The 24451-nt window shown below is 43.0% G+C and carries 17 protein-coding genes; 16 read left to right on the top strand and 1 reads right to left on the bottom strand.

What is annotated here, in order from left to right; genetic code table 11:
* Positions 1–18: 18 nt before the first annotated feature.
* The 14 genes from CSV72_RS09300 to CSV72_RS09235 all read left to right on the top strand — a co-directional run bounded on the left by CSV72_RS09300 (position 19) and on the right by CSV72_RS09235 (position 20464).
* Complete coding sequence (locus CSV72_RS09300) at positions 19–543, top strand: DinB family protein (RefSeq protein ID WP_099678099.1); 525 nt, start codon at positions 19–21, stop codon at positions 541–543.
* Positions 544–641: 98 nt separating this feature from the next.
* A complete protein-coding gene (locus tag CSV72_RS09295) occupies positions 642–2264 on the top strand; it encodes a M20/M25/M40 family metallo-hydrolase (RefSeq protein WP_099678098.1) in 1623 nt (540 codons plus the stop codon).
* A 1437-nt stretch (positions 2265–3701) separates the two neighbouring features.
* Positions 3702–5582: an ABC-F family ATP-binding cassette domain-containing protein gene (locus CSV72_RS09290; RefSeq protein ID WP_099678097.1), complete on the top strand. Its 1881-nt coding sequence runs from the start codon at positions 3702–3704 to the stop codon at positions 5580–5582.
* A 20-nt stretch (positions 5583–5602) separates the two neighbouring features.
* Positions 5603–6724: a virulence factor gene (locus CSV72_RS09285; protein WP_099678096.1), complete on the top strand. Its 1122-nt coding sequence runs from the start codon at positions 5603–5605 to the stop codon at positions 6722–6724.
* Between the two features lie 166 nt (positions 6725–6890).
* Positions 6891–8609, top strand: coding sequence for a hypothetical protein (locus CSV72_RS09280; RefSeq protein WP_099678095.1), 1719 nt, complete (start codon positions 6891–6893; stop codon positions 8607–8609).
* On the top strand, positions 8606–9628 hold the full coding sequence (locus tag CSV72_RS09275; RefSeq protein WP_099678094.1) for a membrane dipeptidase: 1023 nt from the start codon (positions 8606–8608) through the stop codon (positions 9626–9628). The genes CSV72_RS09280 and CSV72_RS09275 overlap by 4 nt, the downstream gene beginning before the upstream one ends.
* A complete protein-coding gene (locus CSV72_RS09270) occupies positions 9610–10410 on the top strand; it encodes a DUF3726 domain-containing protein (protein WP_099662535.1) in 801 nt (266 codons plus the stop codon). The genes CSV72_RS09275 and CSV72_RS09270 overlap by 19 nt, the downstream gene beginning before the upstream one ends.
* A gap of 30 nt (positions 10411–10440) precedes the next feature.
* Complete coding sequence (locus CSV72_RS09265; RefSeq protein ID WP_233191203.1) at positions 10441–11913, top strand: aldehyde dehydrogenase family protein; 1473 nt, start codon at positions 10441–10443, stop codon at positions 11911–11913.
* Positions 11914–11991: 78 nt separating this feature from the next.
* Complete coding sequence (locus tag CSV72_RS09260) at positions 11992–12726, top strand: IclR family transcriptional regulator (RefSeq protein ID WP_099678093.1); 735 nt, start codon at positions 11992–11994, stop codon at positions 12724–12726.
* A gap of 16 nt (positions 12727–12742) precedes the next feature.
* A complete protein-coding gene (locus CSV72_RS09255) occupies positions 12743–13186 on the top strand; it encodes a RidA family protein (RefSeq protein WP_029052633.1) in 444 nt (147 codons plus the stop codon).
* 74 nt (positions 13187–13260) lie between these two features.
* Positions 13261–14859, top strand: coding sequence for a BCCT family transporter (locus CSV72_RS09250; protein WP_233191202.1), 1599 nt, complete (start codon positions 13261–13263; stop codon positions 14857–14859).
* 143 nt (positions 14860–15002) lie between these two features.
* Entirely contained in the window at positions 15003–17105 is a 2103-nt protein-coding gene (locus CSV72_RS09245; RefSeq protein ID WP_099678091.1) for a methyl-accepting chemotaxis protein, read from the top strand.
* 147 nt (positions 17106–17252) lie between these two features.
* A complete protein-coding gene (locus CSV72_RS09240) occupies positions 17253–18560 on the top strand; it encodes a globin-coupled sensor protein (protein ID WP_099678090.1) in 1308 nt (435 codons plus the stop codon).
* Between the two features lie 86 nt (positions 18561–18646).
* Entirely contained in the window at positions 18647–20464 is a 1818-nt protein-coding gene (locus tag CSV72_RS09235) for a cation:proton antiporter (protein ID WP_143561163.1), read from the top strand.
* A 1357-nt stretch (positions 20465–21821) separates the two neighbouring features.
* Here CSV72_RS09235 and CSV72_RS09230 read toward each other — a convergent pair.
* A complete protein-coding gene (locus tag CSV72_RS09230) occupies positions 21822–22736 on the bottom strand; it encodes a LysR family transcriptional regulator (RefSeq protein WP_099678088.1) in 915 nt (304 codons plus the stop codon).
* A gap of 125 nt (positions 22737–22861) precedes the next feature.
* Between CSV72_RS09230 and CSV72_RS09225 the strand changes: the two genes are divergently transcribed.
* Both CSV72_RS09225 and CSV72_RS09220 read left to right on the top strand, forming a co-directional pair.
* Entirely contained in the window at positions 22862–23884 is a 1023-nt protein-coding gene (locus tag CSV72_RS09225; RefSeq protein WP_099678109.1) for a YeiH family protein, read from the top strand.
* A 117-nt stretch (positions 23885–24001) separates the two neighbouring features.
* Positions 24002–24448 (top strand): MarR family winged helix-turn-helix transcriptional regulator, encoded by a 447-nt coding sequence (locus CSV72_RS09220; protein ID WP_099678087.1) that lies wholly within the window; start codon positions 24002–24004, stop codon positions 24446–24448.
* Positions 24449–24451: the final 3 nt, after the last annotated feature.

The following is a 24451-nucleotide window of genomic DNA, read 5'->3' as shown; positions in this document are numbered from 1 at the left end:
AAATGGAGGTAGATGTTGATGGTTTTTGGAGAAAACATCAAGGTCCGTAAACGCATCTTGCAGTTGATTGATGGCTTAACAGATGAGGAATTTAACGGAACACCATCACATGGCGGCTGGTCACCCAAACAGATTGTAGAACATTTAGCATTAATGGAATGTCGAGTTGCTACAAACATCGCCCAAGAATTGAAAAATCCTGAGAGTTTGCGTGTATTCAAAAAACCGATCAGTGTATCGGCAAGTCCTTTAGTAAAGGCGTATTTCATGGAATATACACAACCAACAGACATGCATCTATCTATTCCAGAAGTTAAAGAGAAGTTGCATGCATCAAGAAATTTTTTGCTGGATATCTATGAATCTGCCACTATTACAGAACTTCGCTGTAAATCACTCAAGCATCCGATTTTTGGAAATGTGCCGTTAATTCAATGGTTCCGTTTCGTAGGATTCCACGAAAAACGTCATCTACGACAATTGAAACGAGCAGTGGAGCAAGTGAAATCGGCTCGCGTACAGCTAGTTTCCACGTCTGAATAATAAAAAAGAACTTGTTTGCCTCACTATGGCATACAAGTTCTTTTCTCATTTTGCTTCGAATCAGCTATAATTTACCTAACCGTGAAGGAGGAGATGGAATGAATCGATACCGTTTTGATACCCCTGAAAAGCTGCGTGCATTACTTTGTGAACTAGTAAGTTGGGATAGTCGTACACTGACGGAAGGAGAGCGTTTCTTTTCCTGGAAGTTACAAAATAAGTTGAGCGAATTGGAATATTTCACTGAGAATCCTGACAATATTACGCTTCATGATGCGGGTCTCGGGCGGCAAGTCGTACATGCTCTGTATGAACATCCAGACGCTATAGATACCATTGTCTTAATCAGTCATTTCGATACTGTGCAAACAGATGAATACGGAGCACTTGAACCGCTCGCTTTCCATCCAGAAGAACTGACGAAAAAGTTGCTAGAAAACAAAGATATGTTGCCTGAAGCGGCACGCATTGATTTGGAATCAGGAAAATACCTATTTGGTCGAGGTACGATGGATATGAAGATGGGTTTGGCCTTACATATTCAGTTGATCGAACGAGCAAGTATAGAGAAGTGGCCTATTAATTTATTATTGTGTACAGTACCCGATGAAGAAGTAAACTCTGCGGGAATGCGCGCTGCTGTTAAAGAACTCGTCCGCCTTCAGGAGCAGGAAGGTCATCGTTATAAATTATTCTTGAACGGAGAGCCTTCGTTTTCACAAGGACCTTCGGATACGAAAGAATATATTTATTCTGGAACCATCGGAAAGATTATGCCTTCTGCTTTATTCTATGGCAAAGAAACGCATGTCGGCGAGCCTCTAAAAGGAATTACTGCAGATTACATGGCATCGTTTTTGACGCATAAGATGGAGTGGAATCCTTTATTCCGTGAAATACATCAAGATGAATCCACACCTCTTCCCGTCACACTGCACCAAAAAGATTTAAAAATCCAATACTCTACACAAACACCACAGCGAGCAGCTGCGTTATATAATGTCTTCTTATTCAAGCGGACGGCCGCTGAAATCATGAGTTTGTTCCAACAAGTTGCGAATGAAGCGATGGCACAGTGTAATGAACAGTATAAAGCAGTATGTGAACGTGAATCGGCCGTACCGCTGGGAGATATTCGCGTACTGCGTTTTGAAGAGTTGTTAAAATATGCTGAAGATCAGTTAGGAAAAAACGAAGTAAATCGATTGAAACAGGAAGTGCTATTACAAGAAGAATGGGATGATCGCGAGCAATGCATACGTATTGTCGATACGCTGATGATGGAGTGCCAAGAACTCGGCCCAGCGACGGTGTTATTCTATGCGCCGCCGTATTACCCGGCAGTCAACTCGTCCGACGATCCGCTCGTACAGGAATCAATTGAGTTTTTGCAGGAGCGTGCGCAAGTATTTGACCTGACCATTGAGCAGGTGCATTATTTTAATGGAATTTGCGATTTGAGTTATGTGCATTATAAGGATGAAGAGGATCATTGGAAGGCGTTTGCAGAGAATACGCCGGTCTATGGTGCGACGTATTCGATTCCGTTTGAGGATATGCGTAAGTTAACTGCACCGGTGTTGAATGTGGGGCCGTTTGGTAAGGATGCCCATCAGAAGACGGAGCGGTTGCATATTGATAGTGCGTTCAGGGAGATGCCGGTGTTGTTGGATCAGTTGGTGAAGAAGCTTGCGGGCATGAGTCAGCCGAAGTCTCGGTGAGGTTGCTTTATACTTAGTAAATTATTACCCCGACTAACAAACGCGGTTGCGGGGAGACTATGCCGCTGCTGAGTGGTATTTACTTTGGTTGTGGTTCTAAGAATGATAAATTGCGTGCTTTACCCAATCTAGAAACGCGGTTGACGGAAAGACTATGCGGCTGCGGGTCTTTGTCACTTTTGTTGGGGGCGTTGCTCGACTGGTTGTTGGATACTGAAATCATCGAGTGTCGGCTTTCTGGACACGCGCAGGCACTTGGGGGATTGCCTACAGCCAGGAGCCAGCTGGCGGTGATGCTACCAGTTGTCTCCCGGCCACGGCCTACCCCGCAGTTGTGCCTGCGCTGCTGAGTGGTATTTATTTAGGTTGTGGTTAATAGTAGTAAAGCAAAACAAGAGATAGCGAACAGTACCCGCCTAACAAACGCTTTTGGCAGGAAAGACTAGGCGGCTGCGGGTCATTGTGACTTTTTGTTGGGACGTTGTTCGACTGGTGGTTGGGGACTGAAGTTAGTAAGTGTCGGCTTTCTGGACCCGCGCAGGCACTTGGGGGATTGCCTACAGCCAGGAGCCAGCTGGCGGTGGTGCTGCCAGTTGTCTCATGGCCACGGCCTACCCCGCAGTTGTGCCTGCGCTGCTAAGCGGTATTTATTCTAGTTGTGGTTCTTATAGGAAAATGCTCAGTGACATCGTAATATCTACTATATGTTTCTTGCGAAGGAAGTGTAGGAACTGCCCTACCCTCAATCTAACGAAGGCGACTGCTGTGGTAGGCGTAGCGAAGAGACAAAGACAGGCGAACTTTCCTGTCTCTGGCTCCTCGCGAAAGCCATCCACCAGCGCCGAAGTGGAGACAATGGACTTACCGCTTACATAGACAGCTAAACCATAACCTCATGGATGAATAGGGAACAGAAAAAGCACGTGCAAGAACCGCAACCCATTGCCGCTTATTACGCACACTAAACAGAAACGTAATCCGTGGTCACTTACGCACTAATGCCTTTTAAAACAACTATATGATCTGCCCTACACCCAATCCAACGAAGGCGACTGCAGTGGTAGGCGTAGCGATGAGACAAAGACAGGCGAACTTCCTGTCTCTGGCTCATCGCGAAAGCCATCCACCAGCGCCGGAGTGGGGGCAATGGACTTGCCACTTACACTGCTAGCTAAACCACAACCTCCCAATCAAACAGCAAATAGAAAAAGCACCTGCAAGAACCACAAACTAAAGCCGCTTATTACGCACTACTATAAGAAACGTAATCCACAGCCACGAACCCCTTTAAAAAACAACTTCACCATGCCACACCCCACTCACTTCCACTAACGACCAAACCCAACAATACACGGTACATAAACGTGCATGTTTTCAACTTACTCGAATTTCGGCTATACTAAGACTAGAAGCAATTTGAGAATAGGATGTGCCAGGATGAGTCATTTAGTAGTAGAAAAATTAACTAAAACAGTTGGAGAAAAAACACTTTTTAAAGATGTTGAATTCAACTTAAAAAGTGGAGATAAAATAGGTTTGATTGGTATTAACGGTACAGGGAAATCTACATTGTTATCCATACTTGCTGGACAAGGAAGTGCGGATACAGTCACTATGGATCACCCGAATAAATTCCGTGTAGCATTTTTGCCCCAAGAACCGATTGTCAATCCGGACTTAACGGTGATGGAAGCAGTATTCGAAAGCGATGCACCAGTTATTCGTACAAATCTTAATTACGAAAATGCTTTACAACTACTAACCGAAGATTCTTCAAATGAAGAGTATCAGGAACGTTACTCATTCTATCAAAATGAAATGGATGCATCGGGTGGTTGGGATTTAAATGCACTCGCACGTACGATATTAATGAAGCTAGGTATTGAGACATTCGATAAGAAAATGGGTGAATTATCAGGTGGTCAACTAAAGCGTGTCGCCCTCGCTAAAGTATTAATCGAGCCAGCGGATTTATTATTACTGGACGAGCCAACGAACCATCTGGATGTTGCATCGATTCAGTGGTTGCAAGACTTCTTGCAAAATGTTCAAGGGGCCGTATTATTCGTTACACACGATCGGTACTTCTTGGATCAAGTTGCTACGCATATTTACGAGTTAGCCGATAAAACACTTTATTCGCATACGGGAAATTATGCAGATTATTTGGAGTCAAAAGCATTGCGTGAAGAAATGTCCGCTGCTTCGGATCAGAAAGACCGAAATCGCTATCGCAGTGAATTGAAATGGATTCGCCGAGGTGCTAAAGCACGTTCGACGAAACAGAAAGCTCGAATTGACCGCTTTGATGAACTTCAAGCGAAAGTGAAGCAGACTGATGAGTCACTGGACTTTGAAATGGATTTACAAACGACACGTCTTGGTAAAAAAGTGTTGGAAATCAATAATATTACGAAACGTTTTGACGATAAAGTGATATTGAACGGTTTTTCCGCTATTCTACAAGCAAAAGAACGTATTGCGATTATCGGACCGAACGGTGTTGGGAAGACGACACTTCTTCAAATGCTAGATGGCACGACCATGCCGGACAGTGGGGAAGTCGATACAGGCTCTACCGTAAAGATTGCTCATTTCCATCAACATTTACCACCAATGAAGGAAAACCAGCGGATTATTGAGTATATACGTGAGACGTCTAATGATATTGAATCAGGAGACGGCGAGCGATTGTCTGCGACGCAAATGTTGGAGAGATTCTTATTCCCTTCCTCTGCACATGGAACGCCAATTGGTAAGTTATCAGGCGGGGAACGTAAACGTCTCTATTTATTGAAGTTATTAATGGAACAGCCGAACGTTTTGTTGCTGGATGAGCCGACGAATGACTTGGATCTCGAAACACTTTCTGTTTTGGAGTCGTTCATTGATACGTTCGCTGGAGTAGTTGTGACGATTTCCCACGACCGTTTCTTCTTGGATCGAATCTCACGTAAGTTGTGGATTTTAGATGGCTCAGGTGAAATCGATGTGCGTCTTGGTCTATATTCAGATTACCTTGATGAAAAGAATACAAAAGACGTGAAGCCACAAGCTAAAGTTACGGTTGTTGCTCCGGCTCCAGAAGTTAAAGTACCTAAAAAGAAAATGACATTTGCTGAAAAGAAGCAATACGAAACGATTGAGTCGGATATAGAGAAGATGGAAGAAAAAATAGCAGAAACGGAACAACAGATGACGACTACAGGTTCAGACTATGATCAGCTTCGCCAACTGGATGAGCAGTTAGCATCGCTGAATCAACAATACGAAGAACTAGTTGAGCGTTGGTCTTATTTGCAGGAATTAGCTGATTAATTATATTGGAGGAGATTTTCTTGAAAATCAAATCGATTGAACCAACACCAAGTCCAAATTCAATGAAAATTGTTTTAGATACCCCTTTACCTGATGGAACTAGCCATAACTATAAGAAGAAAGATGAAGCACAGGCACCTGAGCCGATTCGTTCTCTTTTGGCTATCCAAGGAATTAAAGGAATCTATCATGTATTAGACTTTATGGCAGTAGAGCGAATTGGAAATGTTGCGTGGGAATCCATTCTTGCCGAAGTGCGTTCTGTTTTAAATGAAGGCGGCGAAACGACAACGCAGGTCGAAGAGCAACAGATAGATGAGCACTTCGGGGAAGTCTATGTGCATGTACAGACATATAAAGAGATTCCGTTGCAAGTGAAAGTATTCAATAGTGATGAGGAATCTAGATTTGGATTAAGTGAACGTTTCATTCAAGCAATGGAAAGCGTTCACCATTCTGAGGTAGAAAACTATATCTTACTTCGGAAATGGGCAGATTACGGAATTCGTTACGGAGAATTGCAAGAAGTAGGCGAGCAAGTGGTTTTAGAACTTGAAGCAGCGTATCCTGAAACGCGATTGCATGAGCTTGTGGAGAAAGCGGAAAAGGCAGACGAGGAAACAATAACTCGTGGAAAGAAAGTGACAGTATCGGAATTTATCGTTCCGGAATGGGAAACACGCTTCCGATTGCTTGATCAAATGCCGGATCCAGACGAGTCAGACTATCCAGTATTGATGATGGCACTGAAAGACGAGAAAATGTCTATACGCAGACTCGCTACAGTGTATCTTGGTATGATCGAAGACGAATCTGTCATTCCGTATATCGAAAAAGCACTGGAAGACAAAAGTTGGGCGGTCCGCCGTACAGCGGCAGACTGCATGAGCGACCTTGGCTATGTTGGTTTCGAAGCTGCGGCTATCCGTCTGTTGCAAGATAAGAACAAGTTGGTCCGTTGGCGTGCTGCTATGTTCCTCTATGAATCTGGAACAGAACAAGCCTTACCTGCACTGCATGAAGCAGAAAACGATAACGAGTTTGAAGTGAAACTGCAAGTTCGTATGGCGATCGCTAGAATTGAAGAAGGCGAAGAGGCAAAAGGTTCAATCTGGCGCCAGATGACTGAAAGAACTAAATAAATTACTCCAGTCCATGGAGATTCATTATGAATCTTCATGGACTTTTTTTATAGAATTGTTGACAGAGAATTCAAACGGGTTTATGATAGAGATAGATATTCGGAAAGGCATTCCGATAATCGTGAAAGAGTATATTTTGTGGGAGTAGAAGAATGGAGGGTTTTACATGTTTAAATTAGCTATTGAAAACACAGATGCGCTAAGACCGGCATCTGAAGTAATGGACATCCAACGACTTGGCGTAATGCGCTCAACAAGTCTCAGCTTTTTACGCATTTTAGTTCGTAAAATGATGCGTGAAGCTTGGGAAATTGAGCAAACGACTTTTGACATAAATGATGAAGGTTACGGTGAAGCGCTTTATAGTATTACTACCCCACAAGGACAGTATACATTTGTCGCATTATCCCGTGAGATCAGTGAAGAAACTCGAAGCGATCGGGTCATTTCTGAAAGATGGGATGTTACATTTGCACTTTGCGATGGAGCGATTTCCGATAAAAAATTGAAACGAATGAAACAAGAACTTCCGAAACAGGAAATGGGCCGAGGAGATGTCACGGATCTCGTATGGTCAAGAGCGAATAAGAGCCAACGTGTTTTTTCTCATGTAGTGGAAGCGCTATCTCAAGGTAAGCAGCCTGATGCAGAAATCATTTACGATATTGGCTATCTATTCCGCACAACTGCAGTCTATGGAAACGGTAAATTTGGAATTGCACCTTATGAACATATGAAAGATAATCATACGTTTAGCGGTGCCTATCTATCTCAAATGTTTGCTGTCTATATGTTGCGGCATTTTAGTTTTGATCTGGTTGAACATATTGCACGCAAAAACAATCCACAAGCGGCTACATTAAATCCTGAAATTAAAAAACTATTCGGGACAGGCAATGCAACAGGACTTGGAATGGTACCTTACTTGATCTCCCATCCAAAACTTCTCCATCAGTGGATGTGGATTCGTGAAGTAGCATTGGCACGTGCGAAGAAAATGAAGCCAACAGCAGAAGATTGCAAGCGCTTAATTGTGAAACTACAACAAGTTCATATATTCTTTGAAGATGCTCCAATTCCGGACATGGAAGTATTTAAAAATCCGAGGGACTTGGCAACAGAAATCGGAGAGATTTCCAAGTTAGTAGAAGATGTTTGTCACACTATAGAGCGTTCCAATCATGAAGTAGACAGACTGTGGTTGGAGCTAACGGAAAAAGTACAGGCGAACTACACTATGGAAGCACAGGAATTGATTAACTCAGAACTGATTGATCTCTATCCTGAAGTGATTGTCGACTTAGAGCATCAGACGAATGCGGACGACGGCCTTCATTTAATACCTGAAATGTCCATTGGTTCATTGCGGGAAATTATTCGAAAACAATATCAGTGGGCATTCCAGTACGATTTCACAAAAACTGAATCAAGACATTATTTCTGGTACCGTTCTGCTGAAAAGGAAGAACCGCGTATCGGAGAACGTGGGGTTGATCCGGGTGATGAGTTGTACATGCCGATGAATATTGCAGAACAAGTACAGCAACTAGCTACGGAAATAGAGTTCTGTGATGATGATCTAAAAGTAGCCGCATTCTTACTGAAAAAGCCGGAGCTAAGAGGGATTGTCAGAAGAATACAATCGTTGGACGGTCTGGAGTATGGTGAGATACAAGCGAACCTTACAGGAAAAGATCTACTTCCGGTATATCTATTGCGTTGTAAACTAGCGATATATGGTGCTGAACGGTATGACCCGAAGTCCAATCGTTGGGTACGGATTACGCTATTCCAAGGAGCACCGCTAGTTGAAGAAATCGGAACTACTTCATTCGAAGATGATTGGTTCTATCCATTATTACCGAAAGCGGAGGAGATCAAATGACTGTAGATATGAGAGATATGATTGTTATAGATGCTTTAGAATTAAGTAAGTGGGACCGCGATTTTGTTATCATGTTGCAAAAAGGTGGCGTAACGGCTGTTCACGCTTGCGTTGGACTATGGGAAAACGCTCGTGAAACGTTGACTAAAGTAGCGGAATGGCATCGCTTTTTTAAGGAGAACGAAGATTTAATCCTACCGGTGAAAACGGGAGCAGACATTGATGAAGCTAAACGTAGTGGTAAACTCGGAATCATGTTGGGAGCACAAAATACATCCGCTTTAGAAGACGAGTTAGGCCTCGTATCTGTATTCAATGAGATGGGCGTTAAGATCATGCAACTGACGTATAATAACCAAAACTTGATCGGCAGTAGCTGCTACGAAGAGACGGATCCAGGTCTTTCGCGATTCGGTAAAAATGTCATCAAGGAAATGAACCGTGTAGGTATGGTTATTGACTTGTCGCATGTCGGAACGAAGACATCCCTTGATACATTAGCGCTTTCAAGTCGTCCCGTAGCCATTACACACGCTAATCCAGATTGGATCTATCCATCTAAACGCAATAAATCAGAGGAAATTCTTTCTGCTTTACGTGATAACAAGGGAGTACTTGGTGTTTGTGCATATCCTCACTTGATCAATGGAGCAGATACAAAACTGGAAGAGTTCTGTGATATGATTGCCCGTACGGCTGATTTCATGGGGATTGACCATGTAGGAATCGGAACGGACTTAACTCATAATATGTCTACGGACTTCCTAGCATGGATGCGTATGGGGCGCTGGACACATGAAATTGATTACGGTGCAGGTTCGAAAGCGAGTCCAGGATGGCCGGATTGGCCGGAATGGTTCCAGACACCAGACGATTTCCCGAATATCGCAAATGGATTAGAAGCTCGTGGTATGACATATGAAGAAATTTCTAAAATAATGGGCGGCAACTGGCACCGGTTCTTTACGGAAGGGTTTAAATCTGAGAAGGAGTTGGCGAAATGCGTGTCTCTCACTTAGAATTATATACTCATTGTAAGAAAATCTTCCAAGCTCTCGGAGTGCCTTATGGTTATGCGGAAGAAGGAGCAGAAACCGTAGCAAATGCCGAGTTCCTTGGACTGTACGGTTTACAACAACTTTACGATGAGCTTGAGGATTTGCAAGGTGAATTCGAAGAGCTGGAAATCTTGAATGAATCGGATTGCGTCACTGTAATAGATGGTGGAAAGCAAAGTGGTATGTTGCTCGGGAAAGCATGTGCTGATTATTTGATTGCACGCTTGGAAGATCAATCGTCCGTAGCAGTGTGCGTCCGGGATGCACGACCATCGCGAGTGCTTGTACAACAAGCGATGTATATATCGAAAAAAGGTTTGGCTAGTATTATTTTATACAAGAAGCCAAGTCATTCATCATTAATTATTTCATCACCGAACTTTGCATTCCCGATCATGGTCCATAAACGTAATAATGAGGATATCATGGAAGGGATCAATAATGAATTAGGACTAACAGGTGATCAGAAATTGAAATTACCATCAGTTACGACAAGATTTTGTATATTTGGTACATCAAATATTGAAAGAATCGATGAAGTAATTGAGCGCTTCGAGAACACAATAGACACATCCTATATTTTAACTACCACAGATGATTTTGAACAACGATGGGAATCTTCGTGGCAATTTGGAACAGAAGTCAGCAGAGAACTGTGGCTTGATTTAAACGAAACAGGCAAGCGCATGCTAGTAGAATCTACTGATCAATCGCGTGAACGCGGTGCAGGAGAAATGGCGTAATATTAATTTAATTACTGGAGGAGACTATACATGATGACAGTTACAAGTGAAGTTAAAGTATTGAAGAACTATATTAACGGTGAATGGGTAGAAACTTCGGGCACAGATATGTTGGAAATCAGAAACCCTGCGAATACAGATGAGTTGGTTGTGAAGGTTCAGCAATCCAATGCTGACGATGCGCAAGCGGCTATCGAAGCAGCAGAAAAAGCATTCCCTGAATGGAGTAAGACACCATCTCCTGCTAGAGGTGAGTATTTATTCAAAATTGCTGCGCTCATGGAAGCAGAAGCAGATGAAATCGCACGTATCATTGTACAAGAAGAAGGAAAAACATACGCGGATGCATTCAAAGAAGTAAATTATGCAGCGGGTATCGTTAAGTTCTACGCAGGTGAAGGTCGTCGCATGACAGGCCGCATCGTTGAATCGGATATGCCAGGTGTACAGATCGAATTACACAAAGAAGCACTTGGTGTCGTGTTAGTTGTAACACCTTGGAACTTCCCATTGTCTATTCCGGCTTGGAAAATTGCACCGGCTATTCTAAGCGGTAACACGGTCGTATTGAAAGCATCATCTGAAACACCATTGACGGCACAGAAGTTCATCGAAATTGTTGAAAGAGCTGGCGTTCCTGCTGGTGTCGTCAACCAATTAGTAGGACCAGGTCGTTTGGTAACAGATATGATTAATCATCCAGCTGTCAAAGCGATCACATTTACGGGGTCGAATCGTGTAGGAAACTTAATTTACAAAGAAGCAGCAAAAGATATGAAGCGTGTATTACTTGAAATGGGTGGTAAAAATCCATTACTCGTTATGGAAGACGCAGATGTGGATGCAGCTGTTCAACTTGCGGTAGCAGGTGGATACGGTCAAACAGGTCAAGCGTGTACAGCGACTAGTCGCGTACTTGTCCACAAAGATATCCGTCAAGAGTTCACGGATAAATTAGTAGAAGCTTCTAAGAAAATTAAAATTGGTAACGGTATGGATGAAGGCGTAACAATGGGACCTCAAGTCAGTGATGGAGAGCGTCAATCTACATTGGATCTAATTGAAAAAGCAATAGCTGAAGGCGGCGAAATCCTAACTGGTGGCGGTATTCCTGTATTCGAAGGGTCAGATAAAGGATTCTTCGTAGAGCCGACAGTAATCGGTGGCGTGAAGACAGACATGACGATTGCACAGGAAGAAGTATTCGGTCCTGTGATTAGCATCATTGAAATCGAATCGATCGATGAAGCGATTGAAGTAGCAAACGATGTAGCATTTGGTCTGTCCGCAGCTATCTGTACACGTAACCTGACATACATGAACCGTGCGTTGAATGAAATCCAAGCGGGTATTGTCAAAGTGAATATGACAACAACAGGTACGTTCTTCCAAGCGCCATTTGGCGGTTACAAGCAATCAAGCACTGGAACATATAAAGAACTCGGCAGCGAAGCGGTTGAATTCTATTGCCAAAATAAAACTCGTTACATCAACAGCAACTAAGTAAGAGTGGATGAAGAAGAGGAATAGAGCAGTCTTTCCTCTTCTTTTCTATTCATCACGCAAAAGGAGTTCATATATATGACTAAGACACAGGAAGTATCGTCGACAGTGGTGAAGGCCATATCCGTCATCAACTATTTGAATGATGTGTCAGGTCCCCAAGGAGTCAGTGATATAAGTAAAGGTCTCGGTTTATCGACAACGATCGTACACCGTTTGCTAACTACACTGAAACTTGAAGGTATGGTGTTTCAAGATCCACGTTCTAAACTGTATACATTAGGGACCATCTTTTTAGACTATGCGAATAAAATCTTGACGGAAATGCCTATTGCACCTGTTGTAGAACCATGGCTCATGTCGTTACGCAATGAGACAGGAGAAACAGTCGGATTCTACATGCCTACAGGACAAATGCGCATTTGTGTATTGGAGTATGAAAGTCAGCAAGAAATCAGACGCTCAGTTGGAATTGGGAAACGACTACCGCTACATTTAGGTGCAAGTGGAAGAGCAATCCTTGCTTTCCAATCATCTGACCAGCAGGAAAGAGTGCTAGGTACGTTATCTGTACAAGAACAAAATGAACTGGAACATATTTTACAAGCAGTACGAAACCAAGGGTATGCAACAAATGAAGAGGAAATCAGCTCAAATGTTGCGGCATTATCAGTACCCGTGTTTGATAAGCAACAAAGCGTCATCGGTGCATTATCTGTATCAGGGCCATTATTCAGATGGAATCGTAAATCGATGGAACCATATATTGCTTCCGTGATCGCTGCAAGCAAGGAAATAACAGACGCATTATAAAAAGGATGGGATACACATGAGACCAGAAGATAAATTACAAGAATTAGGTTTGGAACTACCTGAAAAACGCGCAAAAGGCGGAAACTACATATCTTGTGTGCGCACAGGAAATCTTTTGTTCCTATCGGGCTCGCTGTCATACGATGTACTAGGTAAAGTAGGCGATACATTAACGATAGAAGAGGGTTACGCTGCGTCTAGACAGGCTATACTATTTGCACTATCCACTATTAAAGAAGAAGTGGGCGAGTTGTCAAACGTCACAAAGTTTGTGAAGCTTCTCGGCATGATCAACACGGCGTTTGATTTCACTGGACAGGCTAAAGTCATGAACGGTGCTTCGGATTTATTGGTGGAAGTATTCGGTGAAGAAGTAGGTACACACGCACGTACGGCAGTTGGAATGATGTTGCCACGCGGTGCAGCAGTGGAAATTGATGTCATTGTAGAAGTGAAGTAAGAAAATGGAGAAGTTTTCTCCATGAAACGAAAGTAAGCGGTTACACTCAAATGCAGCCTAGAGGAGGTAAAACTTTGAATAAGTACGTATCAAAAACGGACCGTCCCGTTTTATTTATTAGCGGTGGATTGCTTGTAGCATTTGTCGTCGCATCATTTATTAACTTGGATTTCGTTGCAAACATGGTAGATTGGGCATTTGCATTTGCGGTGAAATACTTTGGAGCGTTCTGGCAATTATTATTAATGGGTACATTTTTCATAGCACTATTCCTGGCATTCTCTAAGTACGGGAAGATTCGCTTAGGTGGTATGAATAAGCCGGAAATTGGTTATTTTAAATGGCTAGCTATGATCATGACGACATTGCTTGCGGGGGGCGGAGTTTTTTGGGCAGCTGCAGAACCGATGTATCACTTTTTGGATCGTCCTCCATTGTTCACAGGAGTCGAATCAGCAACGGAAAGTGCTATTATTCCAGCATTTGCCCAGTCCTATTTGCATTGGGGATTTCTTGCCTGGTCGATCCTCGGTACGTTAGGGACGATTGTGCTAATGTATGCGCATTATTCGAAAGGGATGCCGTTAAAACCACGTACATTGCTTTACCCAATCCTTGGTGAAAAGATTATGCGTAAAAGCGCTCTAGGTACTACTATTGATGCGTTTTCCGTCATTGCAGTAGCTGCCGGCACAATTGGACCGATTGGATTTCTCGGTCTGCAGGCAGCTTATGGAATGGAAGCCTTATACGGCGTGCCCAATACGTTAACGACTCAAATCCTCATTATTATCGGGGTAGTGGCGATTGCTACTGTTTCGGCGGTAACGGGTTTACGTAAAGGGATTCAATTCTTGAGTAATTTGAATGTCATCATCACATTGATTTTGATGGTCGCGATCCTCATTCTCGGACCGGGCGGATTTATTATCAATACATTCATTTCATCATCTGGTGTGCATCTTCAAGAATTCTTTGGCATGGCAACATTCCGAGGTGATTCTAGTTGGCTTGGATCATGGACGATCTTTTTCTGGGGCTGGTTCCTCGGTTATGGACCGATGATGGCAATCTTTATCGCTACGATTACACGCGGACGTACGATTCGCGAGCTCGTATTAGCTGTATCCATTACGGCACCAATTGTCACCGCGTTCTGGTTCACTACTGTCGGTGGGGCAGGTATATTTTATGAAATGGCTCAGCCAGGTGTAATATCCGAAGCATTAAATACATCGGGTATGCCTGCAGCGATGATTGCAATTACCGAGCAACTGCCGTTGAATGTGATCATTGGACCACTGTTTCTTCTAGTCACGATTCTATTTGTTGTCACAACGGGCGACTCCATGGCGTATACGATTTCGGTTGCTATTACTGGGGACGGCCATCCACCCAAAATCATGCGCGTATTTTGGGCAGTGATCATGGGGGCAGTGGCAAGTGTATTATTGATGATTAGTGAAGGCGGAGTGGAAGCCATCCAATCCTTTATTGTAGTCACTGCGATACCGGTCTCACTCTTACTGCTACCTACATTCTGGGCGGCCCCAAAAGCTGCCAAACTATTATACGCAGAACAATTCGGAGAAGAAGCGCCAGCGGAAAATGTAGAAATTAATTCAGCTAGTTTGATGAATGAAAATGAGGCTGTGCAAGATGAAGTGCATTAAATAGAAAGTTCATCATGATCCATTAGTAACCTTGTCGATCTGACAAGGTTTTTTTATATGACAAATCACTAAAAGAGTATACTTTGAACAAGGACTAAAGGTATACTGTTAGTCTACTCATAATTTACTAGGAGGCTTACAAAGTGAAGAAGTCTGCAAGTATTGCGATGAAATTATCAGCGCTCATTATCGCATTATTCTTATTACTGTTTTTGGTCTACTCAGTTGTCACGAGCGTCATGTTACATAAACAAAGTATTAAAGATGCTGAAGAATTTGCATTAGAAAGTGCAAATAAAAATTCACTCGTTCTCAGTGCGAAACTGAATGAAACAAATGAAATGTTGCGCACAACGAGTCACATATTGGAAACATTACAAGCGACTGGGGATATGAAGCCAGATGAAATTATTCGTATCATCAAAAGCAATTTACAAAAAAATGATGACGCGACTGGGATGGCTGCGGTAGTCAATCAGTCTGCATTCGCTGAGGGAGAAGTCATACCAAAGAATTTACTTGATGAAAATCAGCAATTCATTCCATATATCTTTAAGCAAGACAATACGACGAATGTGGAACCGCTAAGTGGAATGGATGATGCGACAGCAAACAGCTGGTATACCGTACCCCAAAAAGAAGCACGTGCCATTTTGACAGAACCTTATCCGTATGAAACGAATGGTCAAACGATTCTCATGACTACTATTTCTGTACCCATGCTTGATGCATCAGGAAACTATTTTGGGTTATTGACAACCGATTTATCTATAGATTTCTTAACGGATGTAGTGAAGACGATTCAACCAAAAGGCGGTTATGCGTCTGTCATTACAGATGCTGGTTATATTACAGCGAACAGTTTGAAGCCGGAATTGAATAATAGTAATATGGCGGATGCGATTGATTGGAATAGTGCTAAAGTAGATCTGAATCAAGGTGAATTGGCGAGTATGTATGTAGATTCTCAAAGTCTGCATGAACAAGCATTTAATGCGTTTGCTCCCATTAACTTAAAAGGTATTAATGAGAAATGGTCAGTACAAACGGTCACACCAAGATCTGAGATTCTAGATACGTTTACTACTATTTTGTGGATTACGATCATATCTGCCATTGTCATCGTGTTACTGATGTCAAGTGCATCTACAATCTTCATTTATCGTCAATTGAGACCGTTGAAAACTTTACAACAATCTATGGAAACCGCTGCCGCTGGCGACTTGACCATGCTGGTAGATGAGCAGAAAATAACCCACGATGAAATAGGCTTAGTGGCGCTTGCCTATAATGATATGTTGCGTCGGACAAATGCGGCCCTACAAACCGTACAACTGTCTTCGGGGCAGTTAAGTGAATCATCGGCACAGGTCACACATGCCTTCGAAGAGTTAGTAGCTGCCAATCAGGAAGTATCAGTAGCTACGGATGAAATCGCACAAGGGGCTTCCAAGCAATCAGAAGACACTGAAGTGACAAGCCTACGGATTTCTGATTTAGCAGACCGTATGGATCACATCCACACTATGTTCATGATGATGAACCAGCTATCCACAGACGCATCCAGTTCTGCAGAAAATGGAATGACGGAAGTGAAAAAACTACGGGATCATAATACGACTGCTAATGAAGTCAATAAAAAAGTGCAACTTCAAATAGCCACACTGACCAATAAAATTTCATCTATTAATCAGGTCATTCAAACATTGCATGGTATTACGGCAAACACGAATCTTCTGGCGCTCAATGCGAGTATCGAAGCGGCGCGAGCGGGTGAGAGTGGGAAAGGGTTTGCAGTTGTTGCGAATGAAGTACGTCAGCTAGCGGAACAATCCCGAAGAGAAACTGAAGTAATTCAAGAAACCGTAAAAGAAATCTTATCAGAATCACAGCAGACGGTTGATGTAATTGAACTAAATATGAAGTCAATGGATGATCAAAATCAGTCCGTTACCGATACGGAAGAGTCGTTTGTACAAAATGCAGGCATTATCGATCAAATTCGTGAATCGATTACGGAGCTATCCGAAAAACTTGCTGAAATGATGGAACATAAAGATGAAGCCATTTTAGCCATCCAAAATGTCTCTGCCATTTCCGAGCAGACGGCTGCATCTTCTGAACAAGTAAGTGCGTCAGCTGCCGCACAGCAAGGCGAATTGGAACAAGTAGCAGATTCCACAAATCAAATGAACCAGATCGCCCTGGAACTGCGAAGTGTTGTTGATCGATTCAAATTATCGTAAGTCAGTAGAAAATCGACAGAAGTGGTATAGTCCACTTCTGCTTTTGTCTGAATTGAGGTTCCATTAAATAAGGTTTATAGAGGCAAGAAAAAATTAACAAGTAGAATGAAATAATATACTAATATCCTAAGAGAGAGATGAAGCCAAGTGTTACGTTTATTTAAAAAAGAAAAAAGTCAAATTCGGGTACAGGAGATGGATCACCCCGAACAGCAAAGTACTGGTATTATATCGTTAGAAAAATATCCCGCTGTAATACAGCAACTGCGAATGATTAATCTCACAGAACAAGATTTGAAGTTTCTTTCTTGTATGCAAATGCAAATACAACCTGTTTTACCTATAATGACGAATCGTTTCTACCAAGCGATGGACGGTCAGTCACACCTACTAGATATCATTGCAGAACATAGTAGTATGGATCGCTTAAAAGGATCATTAACGAAACATATGCAGTCCATATTTCAAGGGAAGATAGACGAGAGCTATTTGAAAAAACGTCGCGTTATAGCGAAAGTCCATGTACATATCGGTTTAGAACCCAAGTGGTATTTGGCGGCAGTTGAATCATTGTACGAAGAGTTTTTCGCTTTTATTGAACAACAGAACATGCCTAAGCAAAAACAATTTAAAACATTAAGAGCTTTTATGAAAGTGATGAACTTTGAACAACAATTGGTTTTGGATGCGTATGAAGAAGAGAATAAAATCAATCGACAGAAAGTGGAAGATTCCAAAGCGGTTGTGAAGGGGCAAGTGTTGAATACGTCCCAGAATCTAGCCGCGATCAGTGAGCAGACGAATGCTTCGACAGAAGAACTGTCCGAAAAAGTACGCATGCTGGAAAATATGATGGTTCAAAACTTGAAATTTGTTACGGAAACAGAGAAAACTTCAGTGACAGGAAAGAAATTGGTAATTACTCAATCTGAACAGTTCGACCAAATGGTTGAGCATACGTCGGGCTTCATGGATAGGATGAAGGCGTTGCATCATTCATCTGAGCAAATAAGGGGTGTCGTGACACTCATTACGACCATTGCCGATCAAACAAACTTACTTTCATTGAATGCAGCCATTGAAGCAGCACGGGCTGGTCAGCATGGTAAAGGATTTGCTGTAGTTGCGGCCGAAGTGCGAAATTTGTCGATTGAGACTAAACAAGCAATAGGCAAAGTGACGGGCATGATTGAAAGCACCAATAGCCATATAGCCGAGATGTCTAAATTTATGAATTTAATGGAACAGTTGATCCAGAATAGTGCGAAAGAGAATGAGCTTGTGACCCAATCATACGACGGGATTGTCGGGGCGGTAAGTGGTATGAAGCAACAGACTGCCGAGTCACGCATATCTATCGAAAACACGGTTCAAATTTTGGAAGAGATTAATCAGGCCATTGAAAGCATCGCCCATTCATCGGATGGTTTAATTCATTTAGCAGAAGATTTATAAGCTAACCTACCTTTCTATTATGCATAGGGCATCACTTTTGGTACACTGAGCAAATAAATACGTTCATTATGAAGGTAGGTGTGTGTATGGAAGAAGCAGCACTGATTAGCATCGTAGCCATATTGGCTCTCGGTATTTTCTCGCAGTGGCTAGCCTGGAAAATCCAATGGCCTTCCATCTTCATCATGTCGATCGCGGGCTTATTGATCGGTCCCATATTTGGCTGGGTGAATCCAGAAGTGGCATTGGACGAGCTGTATAGTCCGCTCATTTCACTAGCAGTTGCTATTATTTTATTTGAAGGAAGTTCTAATCTAGACTTTCGGGAAATTAAGGACATTTCGAAGTCGGTTTTCCGAGTCGTTACATTGGGCGCATTTTTAGCATGGATTCTAGGATCTTTTACGGCACACTTCATTGCCGGGTTAACGTGGGAAGTGTCGTTCATCATTGGAGGTCTCTTCGTTGTGACGGGGCCGACAGTAATTATTCCATTGCTACGTAATGCGAAACTAAAGGCACGAACCGCAGCCGTTTTGAAATGGGAAGGGATTATCGTTGATCCCGCCGGTCCGTTACTCGCATTATTTGCGTATGAAGTGATTAAAGTATTAACAAATGAACACTTATCGATGAATTACTTATTGAACTTCTTTGGGGGCGCTGCACTTGCCGCGCTTCTCGGATTAGCAATGGGCTTGTTGATTAGTGTGATGGCACATAAAGGACAGTTTCCCGAGTACTTGAAATCACCTGTCATTTTGGCGTTTGTACTGTTGTGCTTTACGATGGCAGAAGTCATCATGCACGAAACGGGAATGCTTGCAGTAACGGTTATGGGTCTAGTTCTCGGTCGCACGAAACGCTATGTTTCGTCAATCGGTAACGTTGGACATTTTGTTGAGAATGTTTCCGTCATGTTGACGTCGACGGTCTTTATTTTACTGACAGCATCACTCGGAAGAGAAACGCTCTCGCAAATCTTCACGTTACCCATCATTGGATTTGTATTGGTTATGTTATTCGTTGTACGTCCACTATCCATATGGATTTCTACGATAGGTACCGAATTGGTCTGGAGAGAGAAGTTGCTGATTGGCTGGATTGCGCCTAGAGGAATTGTCGCATTGACTGTTGCGGGTTATTTTGCTGCGACACTTGCAGAAGACGGGTATGAAGAAGCTACTTTGCTAACCGCACTGACCTTTGCTCTCGTCTTTATTACGGTAACCGCTCATGGATTTACACTCGGACCACTAGCGAAAAAGCTAAACTTAGCGAGTAATGAGCCACCGGGTGTGTTAATTGTTGGAGCGAGCAGTTTTTCGATTGCGTTAGCTATTCAATTAAAAGAGATGAAAATACCGGTACTGATTGTCGATCCTTCACAAGGACGATTGCGCCCGGCGAACGAAGCGGGTATAGATACATTTACTGGGCAAATGCTATCGGAACGGTCACGCTTCTCCATTGATTTGGCGCCGTATGATACGATTTTATCGATGACAGGAGATGCGTCTTATAACGCATTGATCACACAATCCTTTGCGCCTGAATTCGGTTTTAACAACACGTTCTCGTTGACGGCTGTATCCAACCATACGATGAGTAAATCCGCGTTGCCGATTTCATTAAAAGCGCATTTATTGTTCGAAGAAGGAGCTACTTTCCCTGAGTTAAACCGCAAGATCAATACGGATTATGAAATTGGTTTGTATGAGTGGCAAGGCACAGAGACGGATTTGGCGTTCAAGGAGATCATTCCTGATTCGGCGACTGCGTTGTTTGTGAAGAAGAAGAATGATACCTTAGCATTTGCTACGCTTCAGAAGAAGATTTCGTTGGATGCTGGCGATCAGTTGGTGGTGTTGAAGCTGAAATCTGGTGTTCCAGCTAATGTATAAGTGGATTAGGCTGTCAAAGTGTGTTTCTGACTTTGACAGTCTTTTTTTTCGTAGTGGGGTTGAATTTAGAATGTGTGTCTAGCAAACTGAGAGATTGCGTGTATTACCCGACTTAGAAACGCGTTTGGCGGAGAGACTAGGCGGCTGCGGGTCTTTGTCACTTTTGGTTAGGGACGTTGCTCGATTGGTTGTTGGGTATTGGAGTTAGAGAGTGTTCGTTTTCTGGACCCGCGCAGGCACTTGGGGGATTGCCTCCAGCCATGAGCCAGCTGGCAAAATGCCGCCAGATGTCTCATGGCCACGGCCTACCCCGCAGTTGTGCCTGCGCTACTAAGTGGTATTTATATTGGTTGTGGTTCTAAACGGTAAAGTAAAACAAGAGATAGCGTACAGTCCCCGACTAACAAACGCGTTTGGCGGAATAACTATGCGGCTGCGGGTCTTTGTCACTTTTTGTTGTGGTCGTTGCTCGACTGGTTGTCGGGTACTGAAGTTAGCGAGTTTTCATTTACTCGATCCGCGCAGGCACTTGGGGGATTGCCTCCAGCCATGAGCCAGCTGGCGATAGTGCTGCCAGTTGTCTCCTGGCCACGGCCTACCCCGCAGTTGTGCCTGCCCTACTAAGTGGTATTTATTTAGGTTGTGGTTCTTATAGGAAGAAGATCAGCGACTTGGTGATACTGATTTTGTACTTATGAAAAAAGGGTTATACGAACTGCCTTACTCACGATCTAACGAAGGCGACTGCTGTGGTAGGCGTAGCGATGAGACAAAGACAGGCGAACTTCCTGTCTATGGCTCCTCGCGAAAGCCATCCACCAGCGCCGTAGTGAGGGCAATGAAATCTCCACTTACATAGACAGCTAAACCACAAACGCCCGATCAAACACGAAACAGAAAAAGCACGTGCAAGAACAACAACCTATTGCCGCTTCTTACGCACTGTTATCAGAAACGTAATCCATGGTCCCTTACGCATTAATATCATTAAAAACAACTACCCGAACTGCCTTACACCCAATCCAACGAAGCGACTGCTGTGGTAGGCGTAGCGATGAGACAAAGACAGGCGAACTTCCTGTCTATGGCTCCTCGCGAAAGCCATCCACCAGCGCCGTAGTGGGGACAACGGAATCTCCACTTGCATAGGTAGCTAAACCACAACCACCTGATCAAACAGGAAAAAGAAAAAGCACGTGCAAGAACCACAAGCCAACTCCGCTTATTACGCACTTAAGAAAGAACCGTAATCCGACATACTCTTAATCATTAAATCATTTAAAAACAACTACCCGAACTGCCCTATACACGACCCATCGCGACAGCCATCCGCCAGCCCAGCAGCCAGAAAAGAACATCACGATGTCGTTTCAACATTCAAAACCGTCAAATCCTCACTATTCTTCAACAACTCAATAAACACCTGCAACGCCTTCGTTTGAAACGGCGAATTCGTCACAATAGAGAAATGACGCTTGAATGGGGTTCCTTTCACCGATAGCGTCGTCAAATCACCATAGCGTAATTCCTTCTGGATCGCCCACTGTGACAATAAACTGACACCGAGTCCTGCTTCGACAGATTCTTTTATCGGCTGTGTACTGCTGAACTGCATAATGCGCTTTGGATAGAATCCAGACTGGGAGAAGAATAACTCTGCCGCTTCGCGTGTACCTGAGCCTTCTTCGCGTAATAGCCAAATATCATCTTCTAATTCAGTAATGGATTGACGACCTGTTTTCTGTGAAAGCGGATGATCGATAGAAGTCACGATGTACATTTCGTCTTCTGCAAAGTCTTCATTTTGAAGTGGTGCAGCTTCTTTGAAATGTCCTTCGATTAATCCGACGTCGAGCTGGTGCGTGATGACTAACTCCGCGATGTCTGCTGTATTGCCAATGGTGACTTGTGGTTCAATCGATGGATAGTCTGCGACTAGTTTAGACAGAATATGGGGGAGGACGTATTCCCCGAATGTGTAACTTGCCCCAATGGTAAGAGGGCCGCTAGCTTTATTGGCCAAGTCATCGACTAAGTTTTGCATTTTGGTATACAGTCCCGCAATTTCTTTTGCGTGATGATAGACAATTTCTCCCGCTTGGTTCAGACGTACGTATTTATTAGTCCTCTCAAGCAATCGCACCCCAATGGTTTCTTCGAATGAACGAATGTATTGACTGACAGCGGGTTGAGTCATATGTAGTTCTTCCGCTGCTCTAGAGAAGTTCTTTTGCTCGGCTACCTCGATGAATACTTGCAGTTGCTGATCGATAGGGAACGACTCCTTTCATGTATATAGAATTACTTATCATACCTATTATAAATAGTTATTTCTCTTATAGCTAGCTGTTTTATATACTACTAGTAGGAGGTGTTGTCATCGTGGGTTCTTCAGATATGACTTCAGAACAGCATATACCACAACGTACATCTAAATGGAGAGCGTGGGTAGGTGGAGTAGCATTTACATTCTTTATTGCATTTTTAGGTTATTTATTAGCAAAAGTACCAGGTTTCGATCATATCGGACAAATGGCATGCGCCATTATTATCGCGGTGGCATACCGACAATTTTTCGGCTATCCTGAAATAATACGAAGCGGGATTGCTTTTTCATCGAAACGTTTGCTTCGCGCAGCTATCATTTTATACGGTTTGAAATTAAATATAGATACGGTTTTAAGCGACGGGCTCGGCTTACTTGCTCGAGATGTAGGTGTCATCATTTTTGCCATTTTCATGACAATTTGGCTCGCTAAAATATTCAAAGCAGATAAAAATATCTCCTTGCTTTTAGGTGTCGGGACAGGAGTTTGCGGTGCAGCTGCCATTGCAGCAGTGGCGCCAATTATTAAAGCAAAAGATGAAGACACAGCGATAGGCGTAGGGATCATCGCATTGATGGGTACGGTATTTGCGATTGGCTACACGATTCTGCGTCCCATTCTTCCGCTTGATTCAATCGAGTACGGAATGTGGGCAGGGATCAGTCTACATGAAGTTGCGCATGTAGCTTTGGCTGGGGCACCGGCAGGAGAAGACGGTTTAGCCATTGCATTACTGGCCAAACTTGGTCGTGTATTCCTATTAGTACCGCTCTGCTTTATTCTAATATTTATCATGAAACGTAAACATAAAGACACTGACGAAACGGGCAATAAAATCGAGTTTCCGTGGTTCCTTGTAGGCTTTATCATTCTAAGTATTCTAGGAAGCTACGTGTTCGGTCACTCCATTCCTGTCTCAGACAATGTAATGGAAGGCGTCTTCACATTGACCACATGGTTACTAACAGCGGCTATGGTAGGACTTGGTCTCAATGTTAGCCTACGAGATTTAAAAGATCGTGCTATGCGACCACTGGCTGCGATGACAGTAACATCCATACTACTCTCGGTCATCGCATACTTTATTATTTGATTCGGTGTAGCCATAAAAAGCTAGCTTCAGAGAAATTCTCCAAAGCTAGCTTTTTTGTTTGACTTTATTTAGTCCACCCCCTAAACTATTAATTATTGGTTTAGGGGGTAGACTAATTTGAAAAAGCAACTTCAAGAAGCGGTAGAACTATTTGAAGAAGTCATGATCTACGGCACGGAACATGTCGTGAAAAACTTGGACGTTCCAATCTGGAAAGATTACTCACCAGAACAAATCCAAGTACTGAAAATACTTTCTGCCTATGGCCACCTTTCAAGCGGGCAACTAGCAGAGATTCAAGGCGTACATAAAAGTGCCATTTCGACACGTCTCAAGAAACTAGTTGAAAAAGGTCTTGTACAGTCTGAAAAAGACTTGAACGATCAGCGGATCAATCGAATCTCATTGACCGCAAAAGGCCACGAAGTACTATCTGTTTCCAATGCGGCGATAAATGAAAGCATTGAAAACCTGTTTACAGATCAAATTGATGAGCAGGAGCTGGAACAATTCATCAAGACATTTCGTAAACTTAAATCGATTTTAGTAACGAAGGAGAGATAACGC

Origin of the sequence: Sporosarcina sp. P20a, assembly GCF_002743175.1 — a bacterium.
In the GTDB taxonomy this organism is placed as follows: domain Bacteria; phylum Bacillota; class Bacilli; order Bacillales_A; family Planococcaceae; genus Sporosarcina.
Note: the sequence above shows the minus strand (reverse complement) of the source record. Positions and strands in the feature narration are given on the sequence as shown.